Consider the following 18,164-nt stretch of genomic DNA (forward strand, 5'->3'; position numbering starts at 1 on the left):
ACCATGCAGCTCCAAGGTCAACACGTTCTGATTCTCGGTTTGGGTGCATCGGGCCTGGCGATGGCCCGTTGGTGCGCGCATGCCGGAGCGCACGTGACTGTGGCCGACACCCGTGACACGCCGCCCCAGCTGACGACCCTGCAGGCACAGTGGCCTGCTGTGCGTTTTGTGTCGGGGCCATTGGTGGCCAGTTTGGTCGAAGGCACATCGGTGCGTGCGGTGTTTCGCAGCCCGGGCCTCGCGCCAGAAGTCGTGGCCCCTGTGGTCAACGCAGCCCAAGCCGTGGGTCTGTGGCAAGGGGGCGAACTCAGTTTGTTCGCGGCGGGTTTGCAGGATTTGAAAGAACGCTTTGGCTACGCCCCGCAGGTGCTGGCGGTCACCGGCACCAATGGCAAGACCACGGTCACCTCGCTCACCGGACAGCTGGTGGCGCGTGCGGGCAAAACCGTGAAGGTGGCTGGCAACATTGGCCCCACATTGCTGGACACGCTGACACAAGCCATGGCGCAAGCCGAAGAACAAGTGGCACAGGAAGCGGCTGAAAAAGAAGCTGAGCGGGCCGCCGAGGCACCTGCTGATTCAGATGTGACGCATCCTGCGCACGAGCTGGATGCGGCTGTGCTCAGCCCGATGGACACAGGGCTCAACGACTCAGCGCCCAACGACTCAGAGCCAGCCAGCGAAGCTGCTGACCCAGATGGCGATGACATGATCCATGACGACGAGGCCGAGCTGACGCTGATCGAGCCGGTTGCCGCCGCTACTGTTCATCCCATGGCGCAGGCCCTGCCACAAGTCTGGGTGCTGGAGTTGTCGAGTTTCCAGCTCGACAGCAGCGAGGGCTTTGAGCCCACGGCCGCCACCGTGCTGAACATTTCGCAAGACCACTTGGACTGGCATGGCTCGATGGCCGCGTATGCCGCTGCGAAGGCCCGCATTTTTGGCAGCCAGGCCTTGATGGTGCTCAACCGCGAAGACCCGCAGGTCATGGCCATGCGCCCGGCCCCTGTCCGGGTGAAGTTGCAAAAGCCCGTGGAGCGTGCCTGCCTGCTTTTTGGTGGCGACATGCCCCAGCGACCAGGTGATTTCGGCATCGAAGTCACGAACGGCATGACCTGGCTGGTGCGTGCGCTGGAGGCTGATGAAACCCGCCGCCGTCGCAAAGACGAAGCCGAGGAACTGCACATCCAAAGGCTCATGCCTGCCGATGCCCTGCGCATTCGCGGTCGCCACAACGCCGTCAATGCACTGGCTGCTTTGGCTCTGGCCAGCAGCGCCGGTTGTGCGCTCGGACCCATGCTGTATGGCCTGCGTGAATACCGTGGCGAGCCGCACCGCGTTGAGCCGGTGGCCATCGTGAATGAGGTGGAGTACTTTGATGACAGCAAAGGCACCAATGTGGGGGCCACGGTGGCCGCTTTGCAAGGTCTGGGTGCTGAACGTCGTGTGGTGGTGATTCTGGGTGGTGATGGCAAGGGACAGGACTTTGGCCCACTGGCAGAGCCCGTGCAGCGGTATGTGCGGGCTGTGGTGTTGATCGGCCGTGATGCATCACGCATCCGCGAGGTTTTGCAAGACCTGGGCGTGCCGCTTTGGGATGCTGCGGACATGCACGCTGCCGTCTCGCAAGCGGCGAGAGTGGCCCAAAGTGGTGACGCGGTGTTGATGTCGCCTGCGTGTGCCAGTCTTGACATGTTCGACAACTATGGCCACCGGGCCCAAGTCTTCTGTCAGGCCGTGGCGGCTTTGGCCGATGCTGCAGGGTTTGTCACGGAGGGGGGCTTGTGAGCGAAGCGCTGACTTTCTCCCAACACATGCAAGTCGCCATGTCCCGCGTCGGTGCGTTTTTTGGTGGCGCAGGCGGGTTGCCCGGTGGTGCTCAGGGCTTGCCTGTCAATCTGGGGGGGTATGAGTTCGTCCGCCATCCTTCTGATGCTTCGGCGCGTTTGCAAGGGGTTGACCAGGCTTTGGTCTGGGTGGTGGTGGCCTTGCTGATGTGGGGCATGGTCATGGTGTACTCGGCATCGATTGCCATGCCGGACAACCCCAGGTTTTCACGTTACACGCACACGCACTTCCTGACGCGTCATGTGTTGTCGATCGTCGTGGGGTGCATTGCGGCTTTGCTGGCCTTTCAGGTGCGCATGGAGACCTGGGAAAAGGTGGCACGGCCCCTGTTTGTCTTTGCCCTGATCTTGTTGGCCCTGGTGCTTGTGCCCTTCATTGGCAAGGGTGTCAACGGCGCAAGGCGTTGGATTGCGCTGGGGGTGATGAATTTCCAGCCCTCGGAATTGGCCAAACTGGCCACCATCATTTATGCCGCTGATTACATGGTGCGCAAGATGGAAGTGAAGGAAAAGTTCTTCCGGGCCGTGTGGCCCATGGGGGCTGCGGTGGCGCTGGCGGGTGTGTTTCTGTTGGCCGAGCCGGACATGGGCGCATTTTTGGTGATTGCCATCATCGCCATGGGCATTTTGTTCTTGGGGGGCGTCAATGCCCGCATGTTCTTTCTGATTTTCGGCGTGTTGGTGGGGGCCTTTGTGCTGATGATTGCCGCTTCGCCATGGCGGCGTGAGCGAATTTTTGCCTACCTCGATCCGTTCAGTGCCGAGCATGCTTTGGGCAAAGGGTATCAGTTGTCGCATTCCCTGATCGCCATTGGTCGTGGCGAGGTCTGGGGCGTGGGCTTGGGAGGCAGTGTGGAAAAGTTGCACTGGTTGCCCGAAGCCCACACCGATTTTCTGCTGGCGGTGATTGGTGAGGAATTCGGTTTGGTCGGGGTGTCGCTGGTGATTTTCCTTTTCTTGTGGCTGAGCCGACGCATCATGGTGATCGGTCGCCAGTCGATCGCGCTGGACAAAGTATTCTCCGGGCTGGTGGCCCAGGGTGTGGGCATCTGGATCGGTTTTCAGGCCTTCATCAACATGGGTGTGAATCTGGGGGCCTTGCCCACCAAGGGCTTGACCTTGCCCCTGATGAGTTATGGCGGATCGGCCATCGTGCTGAACCTGATTGCCATCGCCATCGTGTTGCGCATCGATTCAGAAAACAAACAGATGATGCGTGGGGGCCGATCATGACAGACAAGATCAAAACCGCCCTCGTGATGGCCGGTGGCACTGGCGGGCACATTTTTCCGGGCTTGGCTGTGGCTGAAGCTCTGCGTGAAGCTGGCTGGCGCGTGCATTGGCTGGGTGCACCTGGCAGCATGGAGCAAGAACTGGTGCCTGCACGTGGCTTCGCGTTTGAACCGGTTGATTTCGCAGGCGTGCGTGGCAAAAGCCTGAAGACTTTGCTGGTGTTGCCGCTGCGCTTGCTGCGCGCATTTTGGCAAAGCCTGCAGGTGGTGCGACGCGTGCAGCCCGATGTGGTGCTGGGCTTGGGGGGGTACATCACTTTTCCCGGCGGCATGATGGCCGTCTTGTGGGGCAAGCCCTTGGTGCTGCATGAGCAAAACTCGGTGGCGGGTTTGGCCAACAAGGTGCTGGCCGCCATGGCCGATCGGGTGTTTACCGCTTTTCCGGGCGTCTTTCGGACCGGGCAATGGGTCGGCAACCCCCTGCGTCGCGCATTCACGCAGCAAGATGTGCCTGCTGTCCGGTTCGCTGGACGCAGCGGACCGCTGCGCCTGTTGGTGGTGGGCGGCAGCTTGGGCGCCAAAGCGCTGAACGACATCGTGCCGCAGGCATTGGCTTTGATGCCTGTGGGAATCCGCCCGGTGGTGATCCACCAAAGTGGGGCCAAACAAATTGAAGCCTTGCGCGACAACTACGCAGCAGCTGGTGTGCAAGCCGAACTGACACCGTTCATCGACGACACGGCCAGTGCGTTTGCTCAAGCCGATGTGGTGATCTGTCGTGCCGGGGCCAGCACAGTGACCGAGTTGGCTGCGGTGGGGGTGGCTGCCTTGTTTGTGCCATTCCCGTTTGCGGTGGATGACCATCAAACCACCAATGCACGCTTTCTGGTGGCTAAGGGTGGCGGCTGGTTGGTCCCGCAGGCGGAATTGACCGCGCAGAACCTGGCGGATCGGCTGACTACCTTGAGCCGTGAAGCCCTGCTGGAGGTGGCGCAAAAGGCTTATGAACAGAAAAAAACAAATGCGACCAGGGAGGTTGTGATGGCTTGTGAGGAGTTGGCAGCATGAAACACGCCATCCGGAAAATTCATTTCATCGGTGTGGGCGGCTCGGGCATGAGCGGCATTGCCGAAGTGTTGCTGAATCTGGGATACCAAATTTCAGGCTCAGATTTGTCCGACAGTGCCACATTGCGACGTCTGGCCGATTTGGGCATCGAGACCCATGTGGGCCACAGCGCGGACAACGTCAAGGACGCCGATGCAGTGGTCACCTCGACCGCTGTGAAAGCGGACAACCCCGAGGTGTTGGCGGCGCGTGCGCGTCACATACCCATCGTGCCGCGTGCCGTGATGCTGGCTGAACTCATGCGCATGAAGCAAGGTGTGGCCATTGCCGGCACGCATGGCAAAACCACCACCACCAGTTTGGTAGCCAGCGTGTTGGCCGAGGCCGGGTTGGACCCGACGTTTGTGATCGGGGGGCGTCTGAACAGCGCCGGAGCCAATGCCAAATTGGGCACGGGGGACTACATCGTGGTGGAAGCCGACGAGTCGGATGCTTCGTTTTTGAACTTGCTACCAGTGATGGCGGTGGTGACCAACATCGACGCCGACCACATGGAAACCTATGGCCACGATCTTGCCAAACTCAAGGCAGCGTTTCTGGAGTTTTTGCACCGCATGCCCTTTTATGGCACGGCCATCGTGTGCGCCGACGATCCCGGTGTGTTGTCCATCGTGGACGACATCGCCAGGCCAGTCACCACCTATGGCATGAACGAGGGTGCTCAGGTGCGAGCCGTGGATGTTCGGGCTGAAAACGGCCAGATGCATTTCGTGGTTCAACGGCGCAATGGCGTGACCTTGCCCGATTTGCCGGTGGTGTTGAATTTGCCTGGCGAGCACAACGTGCTCAATGCCCTGGCGGCGATTGCTGTGGCTGTGGAACTGGGCGTCAACGATGCAGCGGTGCAAAGTGCGCTGTCCCACTTCAAGGGTGTCGGAAGGCGTTTTCAACGCTACGGCGATGTGTCCACGGCGGATGGCCAAGGCCGGTTCACCGTCATTGACGACTACGGCCACCACCCGGTCGAAATGGCCGCCACGTTGGCTGCAGCACGCGGTGCTTTCCCGGGGCGACGCCTGGTGCTGGCATTTCAGCCACACCGCTACAGCCGCACCCGCGACTGCTTTGAAGATTTTGTGAAAGTCATCGGCCAAGGCTGTGACAGTGTCTTACTGGCCGAGGTGTACGCGGCTGGTGAAGCGCCAATTGTGGCGGCCGATGGGCGTTCATTGGCGCGTGCCCTGCGTGTAGCGGGCAAGGTAGAACCGGTGTTTGTGGATCAGATCGCAGACATGCCGCAGGCCGTGATGAACAACGCGCGTGATGGCGATGTGCTCATTTGCATGGGCGCGGGCTCTATTGGCGGCATCCCCGCACAAGTGGTCGCGCGGGCAGGGCTGGTGCAGACCACGGGGGTCTTGGCATGACCAGCGCTACAGCCACAAGCCTGTCGTCAAAGATGGCGCATCTGGGCAAGGTCGCAGTCCTGATGGGCGGACGTTCTGCAGAGCGCGAAGTTTCCCTGATGTCGGGGCAGGGCGTACTCAAGGCCTTGCTGGACATGGGGGTGGACGCGCATGCCTTTGATCCTGCTGAACGTGATTTGAGTGAACTCAAGCGCGAGGGGTATGACCGCTGTTTCATCGCCTTGCATGGTCGGTATGGTGAAGACGGTACGGTGCAAGGCGCACTCGAACTGTTGGGCATCCCCTACACCGGCTCGGGTGTGATGGCGTCCAGTGTGGCCATGGACAAAGTCATGACCAAGCGCATCTGGCTCGCGGAAGGTTTGCCAACCCCGCGCCATGTGCTGGTGCACCCTTCACAAACGGGACCGGAATTGGTGCGCAGCTTGATTGCCGAACTGGGCTTGCCCATGATCGTCAAGCCCGCGCGCGAAGGGTCATCCATCGGGGTCAGCAAGGTTGTGCATGCACAAGACTTGCCAGCCGCCTTGGCAGCGGCCGGTGCATGTGACCAGGACATTTTGTGTGAGCAGTGCATCGTGGGCGATGAAGTGACCTGCCCAGTCCTGGGTGCCGCAGCGACCGCGCGCGCCTTGCCGATGATTCGCATCGTGGCCCCCGAAGGCAATTACGACTACCAGAATAAATATTTCACCGACGTCACCCAATACCTGGTGCCCAGCGGCTTGTCTGCAGAAGAAGAACAGGCCATCAACGCGTTGGTGGTCAAGGCGTATCAGGTGCTGGGCTGCAGAGGGTGGGGTCGCATTGATGTGATGATCGATGCCGCCACACGACAGCCCTATTTGCTGGAAATCAACACCTCACCCGGCATGACCGGACACTCGCTGGTGCCCATGTCCGCGCGCGCGGACGGCCTGAGTTATGAAGATTTGTGTTGCCATTTGCTGGCTGATGCCGCTTTGGATTACCAGAAGGTGCCTGGATGAAAAACGCCATGCCCGTCCCTGCCGACATCAGGCTCATGAACCTGGCCTCAGCTTTGCTGATGCTGGCATTCATGCTGCTCGCTTTCGGCAGCTGGGCCTGGTGGTTGCTGCGACATCCGGCGTTTGCATTGCAAGCCATTGCTGTGCAAGGCGAAGTGTCGCGCAACAACGAGTTGACTTTGCGCACCCATGTGATGCCCCAATTGCAGGGCAACTTTTTCACCATCGATTTGGATCAAACCCGAGAGGCCTTTGAGGCCGTGCCTTGGGTGCGTACCGCTGTGGTGCACCGTGAATTCCCAAACCGTCTGAGGGCAGTATTGCAGGAGCACCACCCCGTGGCACTTTGGGGTGAGGAAGGTGCCAACACGATGGTCAACCAACAGGGCCAGGTGTTCGAGGCCAATGTGGACGACATCGATGTTGAAAGGCTGCCTCGCATGAAAGGCGCTGTGGCCGAGTCGCTCACGGTGACCAGCATGTACCGGGCACTGAGCCCGCGATTTGCGGCAATGGACATGGACATTGACTTGATCGAATTGACACCCCGAGGCAGTTGGCGTGTCTGGACACAAAGTGGGGCAAGGATCGAATTGGGTCGTGGCTCCGCCACAGATTTGACTGAAAGGCTGAATATGTTTTTCAAAACCCTTTCACAAGTGACATCGCGCTATGGGCGAACAGCGACGGTGTTGGCCGGTGCTGATTTACGACACAAGGATGGCTATGCCTTGCGTTTGCATGGTGTGAGCACGGTGGAATCGGATACCAAGAAGAAGCCTTGAATGATCAAGGCACAGGAATCAAACGGAAACGGTGGTTGAAATGGCAAAAGAGTACAAAGACCTGGTCATCGGTTTGGACATTGGTACATCCAAGGTCATGGCTGTGGTGGCTGAGGTGTTGCCCGATGGCCAGCTGAAGATCGCAGGTTTGGGCATTGCTCCGGGCAATGGGCTCAAGCGTGGGGTGGTGGTCAACATCGACGCCACGGTTCAAAGCATCCAGCAAGCACTGAAAGAAGCGGAGTTGATGGCCGATTGCAAAATCACCCGCGTCAACTGTGGCATCACCGGGAGCCACATTCGGGGGCTCAACTCCAGCGGCATGGTGGCCATCAAGGACAAAGAGGTGACACAGGCCGATGTGGGTCGTGTGATGGAAACGGCTCGGGCCATCAACATTTCGAGCGACCAGCGTTTGTTGCTGGTGGCACCGCAGGAGTTCGTGATCGACGGGCAAGAAGTCAAAGAGCCCATTGGCATGAGCGGCATGCGCCTGGAGGCCAAGGTGCACATCGTGACCGGCGCGCAAAGTGCCGCCGAGAACATCATCAAATGCGTGCGCCGATGCGGCCTCGAAGTCGATCAGTTGCTGCTCAATCCGCAATCGTCCAGCTTGGCCGTGTTGTCAGAAGACGAGCGCGAATTGGGCGTGGTGTGTGTGGACATTGGTGCCGGCACGACCGATGTGGCGATTTTTGCCAATGGCTCCATTCGCCACACGGCGGTGATCCCGATTGCAGGTGACCTGATCACCAGTGACATCGCCATGGCCTTGCGCACACCCACCAAAGATGCGGAAGACATCAAGGTTGAAAGCGGTTATGCCAAGCAATTGCTGGCCGACCCGGATGCACAGGTAGAAGTGCCGGGCTTGGGTGACCGTGGTCCTCGCATGCTGAGCAAGCAGGCACTGGCCGGCGTGATTGAACCGCGTATCGAGGAAATCTTCTCGCTGGTGCACCAGGTCATCCGTGAGTCGGGTTATGAAGAAGTTTTGTCCTCGGGCATCGTTTTGACCGGTGGCAGCGCCGTGATGCCCGGCATGATCGAGTTGGGTGAAGACATTTTTCTCAAGCCGGTGCGCCGGGGCTTGCCGAAATACGCTGGTGGGCTGGCCGACATGGTCAGCCAGCCCCGAGCAGCCACTGTGATGGGTTTGCTTGAAGAAGCACGCCTGGCGCGGCTGCGTGGTTACAAGGTCACACAAAAGAAGAGTTCAGTGAACAACGCTTTTGGTCGATTCAAAGATTTCATAGTGGGGAACTTCTGATGAACTGGAAAAAACGATTTCAGGCACGCAGCAGCCCGCCGACATCGAGACCCATTCGATGTTGATCCACAAACAGATTCGAAAATCAAGCCATACAGGTAACTGCAAATATTCAGATTGAGGAAGAAAACCATGACCATCGAAATGATCCAAACAGAAGAATTTAACCAAGGCACGCAGATCAAGGTGATTGGCGTGGGCGGCGGCGGCGGCAATGCCGTGGAGCACATGATTGAACGACAGGTTCAAGGTGTTGAATTCATTTGCGCCAACACCGACGCACAAGCGCTGGCCCGCAGCGCGGCGCACCGCTTCGTTCAACTGGGCCAAACCGGTCTGGGTGCAGGCAGCAAGCCCGACAAAGGCCGTGAAGCCGCAGCGGCCGCAGAGTCGGACATCCGTTCGGCCATTGAAGGCGCACACATGCTGTTCATCACGGCAGGCATGGGCGGTGGCACGGGCACAGGGGCTGCCCCGGTCATTGCACGCATCGCCAAAGAGATGGGCATCCTCACCGTCGGTGTGGTGACCAAGCCTTTCGACTTTGAAGGCAAGCGCCGCATGGCCAATGCCGACGAAGGCATGAAGGAGCTGGAGGCCAATGTGGACTCGCTGATTGTGGTTCTGAACGAAAAACTGCTCGAACTGCCCGGTGGCGAGGACATGACGCAAGATGAGGCGTTCTCACATGCCAATGACGTGCTGAAAAATGCCGTGGGTGGTATTGCAGAAATCATCAATGTGCCAGGTCATGTGAACGTCGACTTCGAAGACGTTCGGACTGTGATGGGCGAACCTGGCAAAGCCATGATGGGCACTGCCGTGGCCAGCGGCCCCGACCGTGCCCGCATTGCTGCCGAGCAAGCCGTGGCCTGTCCGTTGCTCGAAGGTGTCGATCTCAAAGGCGCTCGCGGGGTGCTCGTCCTGATCAGTGCGGCCAAGGGTTCGCTGAAACTCTCTGAGTCTCGTCAAGCCATGAACACCATCCGTGCCTGCGCTTCGGAAGAAGCCCATGTGATTTACGGTACCGCTTATGACGAAAGTCTGGGCGAGCAAATCCGCGTGACTGTTGTGGCCACGGGTCTAACCAAGGCCGGTATGGTGCGCCCCGAGCTCAAGGTGTTGCGCACGGGCACCGACAATGCGCCTTTCATGATGGGCGGGCATGATGCCGTGTCGGCCCCTATGAACTCGACGGTGGCCATGGGTGCCAGTGGCATGAACACACCGGCCGTCTGGCGCAGCAGCCGCACTCACGCCGCCGCGCGCGTGGACGGCATGGCCAATGCGGGCATGGACGACATCGAAATTCCGGCCTTCTTGCGAAAGCAAGCCGACTGAGCGGCACTGCCGGATTTCAGACCCGACGAAGGGGCCAAACGGGCAAGTGCCTGTTTGGCCCCTTTTTTCATGAGGGGTGTCGACCACGTGGCGCTGCTCGGTGCGGGTGACGAACGCTGCGGGATGGTCTTAATACCTTGTCAGCAACATAGAAACCCGAGCGAATTAAAATGCCCCAATGCTTGCCCAACGCACCCTTAAAACCTTGACCCAGGCCGTCGGCGTGGGTCTGCACAGCGGCCAGCGTGTCGAACTGACTCTGCGTCCGGCACCCGTCAACACCGGCATCGTGTTTCGCCGTGTGGACTTGCCTGAGCCGGTGGACATTCCTGTGCGGGCCGAGTCGGTGACCGACACCCGTCTGGCCTCGACCATCTCGGTCGGGCAAGCCAAGGTCTTCACCGTGGAGCACCTGATGTCGGCCTGTGCGGGTCTGGGCATTGACAACCTGTATGTGGACATCACGGCCGAAGAGGTGCCGATCCTGGACGGCTCGGCCTCATCGTTTGTGTTCTTGCTGCAAAGCGCAGGTATCGTCGAGCAAAAGGCCGCCAAGCAGTTTTTGCGGGTGCTCAAGCCAGTCCAGGTCAGCGAGGGCGAGGGCGACCACACCAAGTGGGCCAGGCTGGAGCCTTACCACGGCTACAAGCTGAGTTTCGAGATCGATTTCCGACACCCTGCAGTGGACTCCACTGGGCAACAGGTGGTGTTTGACATGTCCGAAGGCGTCTACTCCAGAGACATCGCCAGGGCCCGCACCTTTGGTTTCACCAAAGACGTAGAGATGATGCGCGCCAATGGCCTGGCATTGGGTGGCGGTCTGGACAACGCCATCGTCATGGACGATTACAAGGTGCTCAATGCCGACGGCCTGCGTTACGACGACGAATTCGTCAAACACAAAATCCTCGACGCCATGGGGGACCTGTACATCGTCGGCAAGCCCTTGCTGGCCGCCTACAGCGCTTTCCGCTCAGGCCACGCCATGAACAACCTTTTGCTGCGTGAACTCCTGTCGCAGCCCGATGCGTACGAAGTGGTCAGTTTCGACAAGTCGAGCCAGGCCCCCAAGGGATTTGCGGCTTTGCAGCCAGCCTGGTGAGCTTGGCAGCTGTCGCGCTGTGCGGCGGTCGTGGCCGCACCAGGCGTTTTAGATGGTCTGCTTGTGGGATGGCTGCAGCACACAGGCGATCGAAGCCATCATCAGCGCCACAGCAGTCCCAACAGGGGGTGAGCACAACGAGAATCGTCCACTGGCGGGAAGAAGGCGTATGTGTGAGGCGCATCTTGGGTGGGCTTTAAAATGCCGCCATGACCTTCCTTGACATGCTGCGCGCCGCTGAGCGCCAAAACGGCTCCATGCTCTGCGTGGGCCTGGACCCTGAACCCACCAAGTTCCCTGCGGGCATGAAGGGTGATGCCAACAAAATCTACGACTTTTGCGCCCGCATCGTAGATGCCACGGCCGACCTGGTCAGCAGCTTCAAACCCCAGATTGCCTACTTTGCCGCACACCGCGCCGAAGGCCAGCTTGAACGCCTGATGGAACACATGCGCCGTGTGGCCCCGCAGGTGCCCATCATCTTGGACGCCAAGCGTGGCGACATCGGGTCGACTGCCGAGCAATACGCCAAAGAAGCCTTTGAACGTTATGGTGCAGACGCGGTAACCCTGTCGCCTTTCATGGGCTGGGACTCGGTGGCCCCGTACCTGAAATACGAAGGCAAGGGCGCATTCCTGCTGTGCCGCACCTCCAACCCCGGCGGTGACGACCTGCAAAACCAGCGCCTGGCCTCGGTGGAAGGTCAGCCGCTGTTGTACGAGCATGTGGCGCGTCTGGCGCAAGGCCCCTGGAACCTGAACGGTCAATTGGGCCTGGTGGTGGGCGCGACCTATCCGACCGAGATCGAGCGCGTGCGCGAACTGGCCCCCACTGTGCCCCTGCTGATCCCCGGAGTGGGCGCACAAGGCGGTGACGCGGTCGCCACCGTCAAGGCCGGATGGCGTGCTAATGCCGACGGCTCCAGCGCAGGGGCCATCATCGTCAACTCGTCGCGTGCGGTGCTTTACGCATCAAGCGGAGAAGACTTTGAGCAAGCGGCCCGCAAAGTGGCGATGCAGACACGGGACATGCTGGAAGCGGCCAAGGGCTGAACCAGCAAGCGCCAACAGGAACAAGCCATGACTTTGAGTGTGGAACACCTCGACAGAAGGTGTGACACCTTAGAGTAAGCCCTGCTTGCGATTGAACAGCACCCCGAATCCACACATGGCGTGTTGTTTGACCTGTACCGCAACGCTGCCATCAAAAGCTTTGAGCTGTCGCTGGAAACGGCAGGTAAATTGTTGAGAAAAGCGCTCAAGGCGTTTGAGGCCTCACCACGCACCGTAGATGCCTGGGTGTTCAACGATGTGTTGCGTCACGCAGGCAAACATGGCGTCATGACCAGTGACGAGGTGGAACGCTGGCTGGCCTATCGCGCCAACCGCAACAGCACGGCGCATGACTACGGCGCGGGTTTCGCCAATGACACGCTGCAGCTGTTGCCTGCTTATTTGCACGACGTGCGCAATTTGGCGCTGGCCTTACAAAAGGTGTTTGATGCCAGCGCTTGATTTGGCTGCGCTCGACTTGTCTGAGCGCCACCGTCACATGCTGCAAACCTTGCTGACCCAACACACGCCAAAGGCACAAGTATGGGCTTATGGCAGCCGTGTCAGAGGCCAGTCCCACGAAGGCAGTGACCTGGACTTGGTTCTGCGCCACAGGGCAGATCTGAGCCTGGACGTGCCAGGTTGGGATGCGCTGAAACTTGCCCTGCAAGAGAGCGAGCTACCCATGTTGGTGGACGTGCATGTGTGGTCGCGCTTGCCACAGGCTTTCCACGCGAACATCGAAGCGGCCTACGTCGTCTTGCAGCCTTGATTTGAAACTGCAACAGGCGATTCAATGGGAGCCGCCGGGGTGCTTTGCAATGTATTGAGGCAAAGCAGAGTCAATACGCGTTTGCGAGCTATCGCCGCTGGCTTTGAAATGCGCAATCACTTCCGGCGACAGCCGGATGCCCACCCGAACCTTCGTCACATCGGCTTTGGGCTGACCGCGTGGCGACAACAAAGACTGCGCTCGTTCAGTGCTGAACAGTTGTGCGTGCCGTCCCATTCGCCGTCGCCATCTGTGCGGGGGCGTGGATTGAAACGAGGCCCTCGGTCTTGGTTCTGAAGCTATTGCTGGTCGCCCTCCGTGCGGGGGGCTCGGATTGAAACACGCTACCCTAGAACTTCACCCAGAAATTTTTTGTTCCCCTCGTGCGGGAGGCTGTACGGAGTTTTATGTAAACGGGTCTGGCATCAGTCTGAATCCGCCCCGGTATGTCTATGGACAGTTGTTCAAAGTTTCCATCTGCAATTTAAGATCGTGTGCCGCATGATGCACAAAAGAAAAAGGCCCGAAGGCCTTTCACTTAATTTGGGTCACCCCAAAAAAATTGCGAGCTTCCGTTGCCCCTGCTTGTTCGCAGACCTGCGTTCCTGCAGGCGGCTGGTCCGTTTACTCACTCGCTCTCGAACCGTCTACTATTGAGCTTAACAAATTGCAACGAGCCTAAGCCCTCTTGTTCGGTTGCGCAGGGTGAGCTTGGCGCTTGTATTCGGACCTGGTTTAAAGATCACCTCAAGAGTGTTTCAAAGCTTAGCCACCTTCTGCGCCTTGTAAACCAACTTGCGCGCCATGCTCCAGCGGTGCACTTCGCTCGGGCCGTCATAAATCCGGAAGGCGCGCATGTCCATGAAGATGCGCATCACAGGCGTGTCGGTCGTCACGCCCTGGCCGCCCAGAATTTGCACGCAGCGGTCCACCACGCGCCACTCGGCTTCGGAGCAGGCCACTTTGGCGCGGCTCGATTCAAAGCCGCCTTTTTGGCCTTGGTCCAGCAGCCAGGCCGTGTGCCAGATGTGCAGGCGGGCGGTGTGCAGGTCGATGTCGTTGTCGGCCAGCATGAAGCCCACACCTTCGTGTTCGGCCAGCGGTTTGCCAAAGGCATGGCGGCGACTGGCGTAGTCGAGCGCGATGTCGTGTGCGCGCCGCGCCTGCCCCAGCCAGCGCATGCAGTGCGTCAGGCGTGCCGGTGCCAAGCGCACTTGGGCATAGCGAAAGCCTTGGCCCACTTCGCCCAGCACATCGGTGTCGGGCACGCGCAGGTTGTCAAAGCGCAGCACGCCATGGCCACCGGTGAAGCAGTTGTCCATGGCGTCCATGCTGCGTTCCAGCTGGATTTCCGCTTTGTCCATGTCGGTCAAAAACATGGTGGCCGAGCCGTCTTCCATGCGGGCCATGATGATGGCGTAATCCGCGCCGTCGGCCCCGGTGATGAACCACTTGAGGCCGTTGATCACGTAGTCGTCGCCATCACGCACGGCGGTGGTTTTGAGCATCGATGGGTCTGCGCCCGCACCGGGGTCGGGTTCGGTCATGGCAAAGCATGAGCGGGTGAGGCCTGCCACCTGCGGACGCAGCCAGCGCTCTTTTTGCGCGGGCGTGGCCACTTCTTCCATGAGGTGGATGTTGCCTTCGTCAGGCGCGTGGATGTTGAGCGCGGTCGGCCCCAGGTTGGAGTAACCGGCTTCTTCAAACACCACCGCTTTGGCGATGTGGCTCAGGCCCAGGCCGCCCATCTCGACCGAGGCGTGCGGTGTCAGCAGACCCGCAGCGCGTGCGCGGTCCACCAATTCCCGGCGCAGATCTTCAGACGGGCCGTGCGGTCCGTGGCGCGGGTCGCCTTCGAGGGGGATCACCTGTTCAGCGATGAATTGCCGCGTGCGCTCGCGCAGGGCCTGCAATTCGGGGGCGATATCAAAATTCATGTGCTTCATCCGCGTGGTTGGCTTGTGGTTCTTTGCCGACGGCAAAGATGCAACATGAGCGGTAGTGTCCGAGCTTGGGCTTGTTTGGTCCTGTCAGCCGGGCGACTTGCTGTCACGCAGGGGTCATGTCGCCACGCCCACGGAGCGAACCTTTTTCACCCCCCGTTTCTCAAGGCGCGAGAGGGTGTGCAGCAGATGGCGCACATGTACGTACTTGCCGTGGACTCTGATGGGGTCCTTTTGAGACCGTATCAGGCGTGATGACGCGGTGATTGGGTGGTGCTTTCAAAAAATTGCGAATAGATTGACGTTGCTTTTCTAATTTTTAAACGCTTAATTTGCGTCATTAAGTGTTAAATTAAATTTTTCATTTATTTCACGAGGTGTATTTTGAAATCTTCAAAAGTAAAAGCATGGGCAGGCATTTTGGTGGGTCTGGGTTGCGCGGCCCATGTGGCCCAAGCGCAAGAGGTCTACGTGGGCGCGGGCTTGTTTGGTGTGCAGGTGGGTTATGCCTTTGCAGTCACGCCAAACGTGAATTTGCGGGGCGATTTTCTGACCATGGGCAGTCGCGAAAAGTCCTTCAACGAGTCTGGCACGGCTTATCAGGGCAAGATCAACTGGAGCCGCAAGGCTTTGTTGGCCGACTGGTTTCCTTCGGGCAGCAGCTTCCGTGTGACGGCCGGCGCGACCTTCAATGACGTGGGGTTTGACCTGTACGCCAATGGTGCCGGTCAAAAGGTGGACATCAATGGCCGGCAGCTGAGTTTGTCAGCCAATGACAGTTTGAACATTCAGGTCAAAATGCCCAGCACCACGCCCTACATCGGCATTGGTTTTGGTCACAAGCCGGGCAGCAAGGGCTGGGGCTTTCATTCGGACTTTGGCGCTTCCTTGGGCAAGTTCAAGGTCACTGAAACCCGCACCGGTGGGCTGGTCAACGGTGGTTCTTTGGGTGTGACCCAGAGCGATGTCGACAAGGAGTTGGCCGACGTGCGCGAAGGCGTGGCCAAGCTGAAATTTTTGCCTCAGCTGACCTTGGGTGTGTCGTATCATTTTTAAGATGATTTGATCCACGCATGGGCCTGCAGCCTCGGCGCAGGCCTTTTTTTTGAGGAGTCCCACTGTCCATGAAGCTCTATACCGCCCACCGCGCCCCCAGCCCTCGCCGGGTGTTGATGTTTCTGGTCGAGAAAAACATCACCGGCATCGAGATGGTCAACCTGGACCTCAACGGTGGCGAGCACCGCCAACCCGAATACCTGGCCAAGAGCCCGCTGGCCAAAGTGCCCGCGCTGGAGCTAGACGACGGCCGCGTGATCACCGAGACGCGGGCCATTTGCACCTTGCTGGAGGGCCGCTACCCCGAGCCCAACCTGATGGGTGTGGATGGCGACGAGCGAGGCTTCATCGAGATGGCCGACCGGCAGGTGGAGCTGTATTTGCTGGGCGGTATTGCCAACGCGATTCGCCACAGCCATCCGGGCTTGGCGGCTTTGGAGAAGCCGCAGTTTCCCGAGTTCGGCCGTTCACAGGCCGAGAAGGTGCGCGAGGTGGCGCGGGGTTTTGACCAGCGCCTGCAAGGCCAGCCCTGGATCGCGGGCGAGCGCTTCACCATCGCCGACATCACGGCGTTTTGTGCGCTGGAGTTTGCGCGGGGCCTGATGAAGTTTGTGCCCGGTGATGAGGGCATGAGTGCCCTGCAGGCCTGGCGCGGCCGCATGAACGATCGGCCGAGCGCCCGTGCCTGAAAGGTCGGGCTGACGCCCTTGACCCGTGCGGGGGCCAGCGTGGCAAAGCGCCCCGCCGAAGTTTTCACGCTGAGTTTTAGATCACGCCCTGGGCCAACATGGCGTCGGCCACTTTCACGAAACCGGCGATGTTCGCGCCGGCTATGTAGCTGACGCTGCCGTCGCTGCGTTGGCCGTACTTCAGGCAGGCGGCATGGATGTTTTGCATGATGCCCAACAGGCGGGCGTCCACCTCTTCACGGCTCCAGGACAGGCGCAGGGCGTTCTGGCTCATCTCCAGACCCGAAGTGGCCACGCCACCGGCGTTGCTGGCCTTGCCGGGTGCGTACAGCACGCCAGCAGCTTCAAAGGCCTTGGCCGCTTCGATGGTCGAGGGCATGTTGGCGCCTTCGGCCACGCAGACCACGCCGTTGGCGATCAGGGTCTTGGCGTCGTTCTCGTGAAGTTCGTTTTGGGTGGCGCAGGGCAGGGCCACATCGACCTTGACGTGCCAAGGCGTTTTGCCGGCTTCGAATCGGGCGCCGACCAGTTTGGCGTAATCGTTGACGCGGCCATAGTCCTGGTTTTTGACCTTCATCAGGATGCCGAGTTTTTCGGGGGTGAAGCCGTCTTCATCGACCACGGTGCCACTCGAATCGGACACGGTCACGACCTTGGCACCCAGTGCCATGGCTTTTTCGACCGCGTATTGCGCCACGTTGCCCGAGCCGGACACCGACACGCGCATGCCTTTGAAACTCTTGCCGCGGGTCTTGAGCATTTCGTCGGCAAAGTAGACGGTGCCGTAGCCAGTGGCTTCGGGGCGGATGAGCGAGCCGCCAAAGCTCAGGCCCTTGCCGGTGAATACGCTGGCGGCGCTGTTCGAGAGTTTTTTGTACATGCCGGCGATGAAGCCGACTTCGCGGCCACCCACACCGATGTCACCAGCCGGCACATCGGTGTCGGGGCCAACATGGCGGAACAGCTCGGAGGCGAAGGCTTGGCAAAAGCGCATGACTTCGCCTTTGCTCTTGCCTTTGGGGTCGAAGTCGGAGCCGCCTTTGCCACCGCCCATGGGCAGGGTGGTCAGCGCGTTCTTGAAGGTTTGCTCGAAAGCCAAAAACTTGAGCACCGACAGGTTGACCGAGGGGTGAAAACGCAGGCCGCCCTTGTAGGGGCCAATGGCCATGCTGTGCTGGATGCGGTAGCCCTTGTTGACTTGCACGCGGCCTTTGTCGTCCACCCAGGACACGCGGAACATGACCACGCGCTCGGGCTCGACCAAGCGTTCGAGCAGGGCTTGCTCAGCGTACTGGGGGTGCTGCTCGATGAAGGGCCACAGGCTTTCCATGACCTCGGTGACCGCCTGCATGAATTCGGGTTGACCGGGGTTGCGGTCGTTGACCGTGGCGAGAAACTGGGCCAGGCTGCCTGTTGTCATGGATGCTCCGTTTGAGTGCGTTTTTTGAAGGGAATATGAATTTTCCCACACTGAAATCCCTGTTTTTGAGCATAAATCACCTTTTTGGGGCAAATACACACAAGCTTGGGGATTGAATTGCATCAATTTGGTGCGATCTGGGCGTGCCTGGCGGCCCTCTGCGGCCCGCCA

General features: G+C 59.7%; 17 protein-coding genes. 14 read left to right on the top strand and 3 right to left on the bottom strand.

The window, feature by feature from the left end; genetic code table 11:
* Positions 1–3: 3 nt before the first annotated feature.
* The 12 genes from murD to B9Z47_RS14015 all read left to right on the top strand — a co-directional run bounded on the left by murD (position 4) and on the right by B9Z47_RS14015 (position 12,885).
* Complete coding sequence (gene murD / locus B9Z47_RS13960) at positions 4–1,788, top strand: UDP-N-acetylmuramoyl-L-alanine--D-glutamate ligase (RefSeq protein WP_108331846.1); 1,785 nt, start codon at positions 4–6, stop codon at positions 1,786–1,788.
* Between the two features lie 38 nt (positions 1,789–1,826).
* On the top strand, positions 1,827–3,080 hold the full coding sequence (ftsW, locus tag B9Z47_RS13965) for a putative lipid II flippase FtsW (protein ID WP_108331911.1): 1,254 nt from the start codon (positions 1,827–1,829) through the stop codon (positions 3,078–3,080).
* The gene (gene murG, locus B9Z47_RS13970) at positions 3,077–4,147 is read left to right on the top strand and encodes an undecaprenyldiphospho-muramoylpentapeptide beta-N-acetylglucosaminyltransferase (protein ID WP_108331847.1); all 1,071 of its coding nucleotides are present in this window, start codon (positions 3,077–3,079) and stop codon (positions 4,145–4,147) included. The genes ftsW and murG overlap by 4 nt, the downstream gene beginning before the upstream one ends.
* Entirely contained in the window at positions 4,144–5,574 is a 1,431-nt protein-coding gene (gene murC / locus B9Z47_RS13975) for a UDP-N-acetylmuramate--L-alanine ligase (RefSeq protein WP_108331848.1), read from the top strand. The genes murG and murC overlap by 4 nt, the downstream gene beginning before the upstream one ends.
* The gene (locus B9Z47_RS13980) at positions 5,571–6,563 is read left to right on the top strand and encodes a D-alanine--D-alanine ligase (RefSeq protein ID WP_233253810.1); all 993 of its coding nucleotides are present in this window, start codon (positions 5,571–5,573) and stop codon (positions 6,561–6,563) included. Before murC ends, B9Z47_RS13980 begins: the two co-directional genes overlap by 4 nt.
* Positions 6,564–6,571: 8 nt before the next feature.
* Positions 6,572–7,348, top strand: coding sequence for a cell division protein FtsQ/DivIB (locus B9Z47_RS13985; protein ID WP_233253811.1), 777 nt, complete (start codon positions 6,572–6,574; stop codon positions 7,346–7,348).
* A gap of 40 nt (positions 7,349–7,388) precedes the next feature.
* Entirely contained in the window at positions 7,389–8,618 is a 1,230-nt protein-coding gene (gene ftsA, locus B9Z47_RS13990) for a cell division protein FtsA (protein ID WP_108331850.1), read from the top strand.
* Between the two features lie 132 nt (positions 8,619–8,750).
* Positions 8,751–9,959: a cell division protein FtsZ gene (ftsZ, locus tag B9Z47_RS13995; RefSeq protein ID WP_108331851.1), complete on the top strand. Its 1,209-nt coding sequence runs from the start codon at positions 8,751–8,753 to the stop codon at positions 9,957–9,959.
* A gap of 178 nt (positions 9,960–10,137) precedes the next feature.
* Positions 10,138–11,061 carry a UDP-3-O-acyl-N-acetylglucosamine deacetylase gene (lpxC, locus tag B9Z47_RS14000; protein ID WP_108331852.1) on the top strand — a complete coding sequence of 308 codons (924 nt, stop codon included), beginning with the start codon at positions 10,138–10,140 and terminating at the stop codon, positions 11,059–11,061.
* Between the two features lie 209 nt (positions 11,062–11,270).
* Positions 11,271–12,113: an orotidine-5'-phosphate decarboxylase gene (gene pyrF, locus B9Z47_RS14005; RefSeq protein ID WP_199226404.1), complete on the top strand. Its 843-nt coding sequence runs from the start codon at positions 11,271–11,273 to the stop codon at positions 12,111–12,113.
* 90 nt (positions 12,114–12,203) lie between these two features.
* Positions 12,204–12,575 (top strand): nucleotidyltransferase substrate binding protein, encoded by a 372-nt coding sequence (locus B9Z47_RS14010; protein WP_304598457.1) that lies wholly within the window; start codon positions 12,204–12,206, stop codon positions 12,573–12,575.
* On the top strand, positions 12,562–12,885 hold the full coding sequence (locus B9Z47_RS14015; protein ID WP_108331853.1) for a nucleotidyltransferase family protein: 324 nt from the start codon (positions 12,562–12,564) through the stop codon (positions 12,883–12,885). The genes B9Z47_RS14010 and B9Z47_RS14015 overlap by 14 nt, the downstream gene beginning before the upstream one ends.
* Before the next feature lie 21 nt (positions 12,886–12,906).
* On the opposite strand, the gene B9Z47_RS14020 is transcribed toward B9Z47_RS14015, so the two are convergent.
* Positions 12,907–13,122, bottom strand: coding sequence for a BrnA antitoxin family protein (locus B9Z47_RS14020; RefSeq protein ID WP_108331854.1), 216 nt, complete (start codon positions 13,120–13,122; stop codon positions 12,907–12,909).
* Between the two features lie 521 nt (positions 13,123–13,643).
* Complete coding sequence (locus tag B9Z47_RS14025; RefSeq protein WP_108331914.1) at positions 13,644–14,822, bottom strand: acyl-CoA dehydrogenase family protein; 1,179 nt, start codon at positions 14,820–14,822, stop codon at positions 13,644–13,646.
* A 390-nt stretch (positions 14,823–15,212) separates the two neighbouring features.
* On the opposite strand from B9Z47_RS14025, the gene B9Z47_RS14030 reads away from it, so the two are divergent.
* Complete coding sequence (locus tag B9Z47_RS14030) at positions 15,213–15,884, top strand: hypothetical protein (protein WP_108331855.1); 672 nt, start codon at positions 15,213–15,215, stop codon at positions 15,882–15,884.
* A gap of 68 nt (positions 15,885–15,952) precedes the next feature.
* On the top strand, positions 15,953–16,573 hold the full coding sequence (locus B9Z47_RS14035; RefSeq protein ID WP_108331856.1) for a glutathione S-transferase family protein: 621 nt from the start codon (positions 15,953–15,955) through the stop codon (positions 16,571–16,573).
* A gap of 76 nt (positions 16,574–16,649) precedes the next feature.
* On the opposite strand, the gene gdhA is transcribed toward B9Z47_RS14035, so the two are convergent.
* Complete coding sequence (gene gdhA, locus B9Z47_RS14040; RefSeq protein ID WP_108331857.1) at positions 16,650–17,993, bottom strand: NADP-specific glutamate dehydrogenase; 1,344 nt, start codon at positions 17,991–17,993, stop codon at positions 16,650–16,652.
* Positions 17,994–18,164: the final 171 nt, after the last annotated feature.

The organism is Limnohabitans sp. 2KL-1 (genome assembly GCF_003063435.1).
GTDB lineage: Bacteria > Pseudomonadota > Gammaproteobacteria > Burkholderiales > Burkholderiaceae_C > Limnohabitans_A.

What these genes read in the sequence shown, in the direction of transcription:
- B9Z47_RS14025 (WP_108331914.1), bottom strand. Translation starts at nt 14,822, where the DNA reads ATGAATTTTGATATCGCCCCCGAATTGCAGGCCCTGCGCGAGCGCACG.
- B9Z47_RS13985 (WP_233253811.1), top strand. Translation starts at nt 6,572, where the DNA reads ATGCCCGTCCCTGCCGACATCAGGCTCATGAACCTGGCCTCAGCTTTG.
- pyrF (WP_199226404.1), top strand. Translation starts at nt 11,271, where the DNA reads ATGACCTTCCTTGACATGCTGCGCGCCGCTGAGCGCCAAAACGGCTCC.
- murC (WP_108331848.1), top strand. Translation starts at nt 4,144, where the DNA reads ATGAAACACGCCATCCGGAAAATTCATTTCATCGGTGTGGGCGGCTCG.
- lpxC (WP_108331852.1), top strand. Translation starts at nt 10,138, where the DNA reads ATGCTTGCCCAACGCACCCTTAAAACCTTGACCCAGGCCGTCGGCGTG.
- murG (WP_108331847.1), top strand. Translation starts at nt 3,077, where the DNA reads ATGACAGACAAGATCAAAACCGCCCTCGTGATGGCCGGTGGCACTGGC.
- ftsW (WP_108331911.1), top strand. Translation starts at nt 1,827, where the DNA reads ATGTCCCGCGTCGGTGCGTTTTTTGGTGGCGCAGGCGGGTTGCCCGGT.
- B9Z47_RS13980 (WP_233253810.1), top strand. Translation starts at nt 5,571, where the DNA reads ATGACCAGCGCTACAGCCACAAGCCTGTCGTCAAAGATGGCGCATCTG.
- gdhA (WP_108331857.1), bottom strand. Translation starts at nt 17,993, where the DNA reads ATGACAACAGGCAGCCTGGCCCAGTTTCTCGCCACGGTCAACGACCGC.
- ftsA (WP_108331850.1), top strand. Translation starts at nt 7,389, where the DNA reads ATGGCAAAAGAGTACAAAGACCTGGTCATCGGTTTGGACATTGGTACA.
- B9Z47_RS14020 (WP_108331854.1), bottom strand. Translation starts at nt 13,122, where the DNA reads ATGGGACGGCACGCACAACTGTTCAGCACTGAACGAGCGCAGTCTTTG.
- B9Z47_RS14035 (WP_108331856.1), top strand. Translation starts at nt 15,953, where the DNA reads ATGAAGCTCTATACCGCCCACCGCGCCCCCAGCCCTCGCCGGGTGTTG.
- ftsZ (WP_108331851.1), top strand. Translation starts at nt 8,751, where the DNA reads ATGACCATCGAAATGATCCAAACAGAAGAATTTAACCAAGGCACGCAG.
- B9Z47_RS14015 (WP_108331853.1), top strand. Translation starts at nt 12,562, where the DNA reads ATGCCAGCGCTTGATTTGGCTGCGCTCGACTTGTCTGAGCGCCACCGT.
- murD (WP_108331846.1), top strand. Translation starts at nt 4, where the DNA reads ATGCAGCTCCAAGGTCAACACGTTCTGATTCTCGGTTTGGGTGCATCG.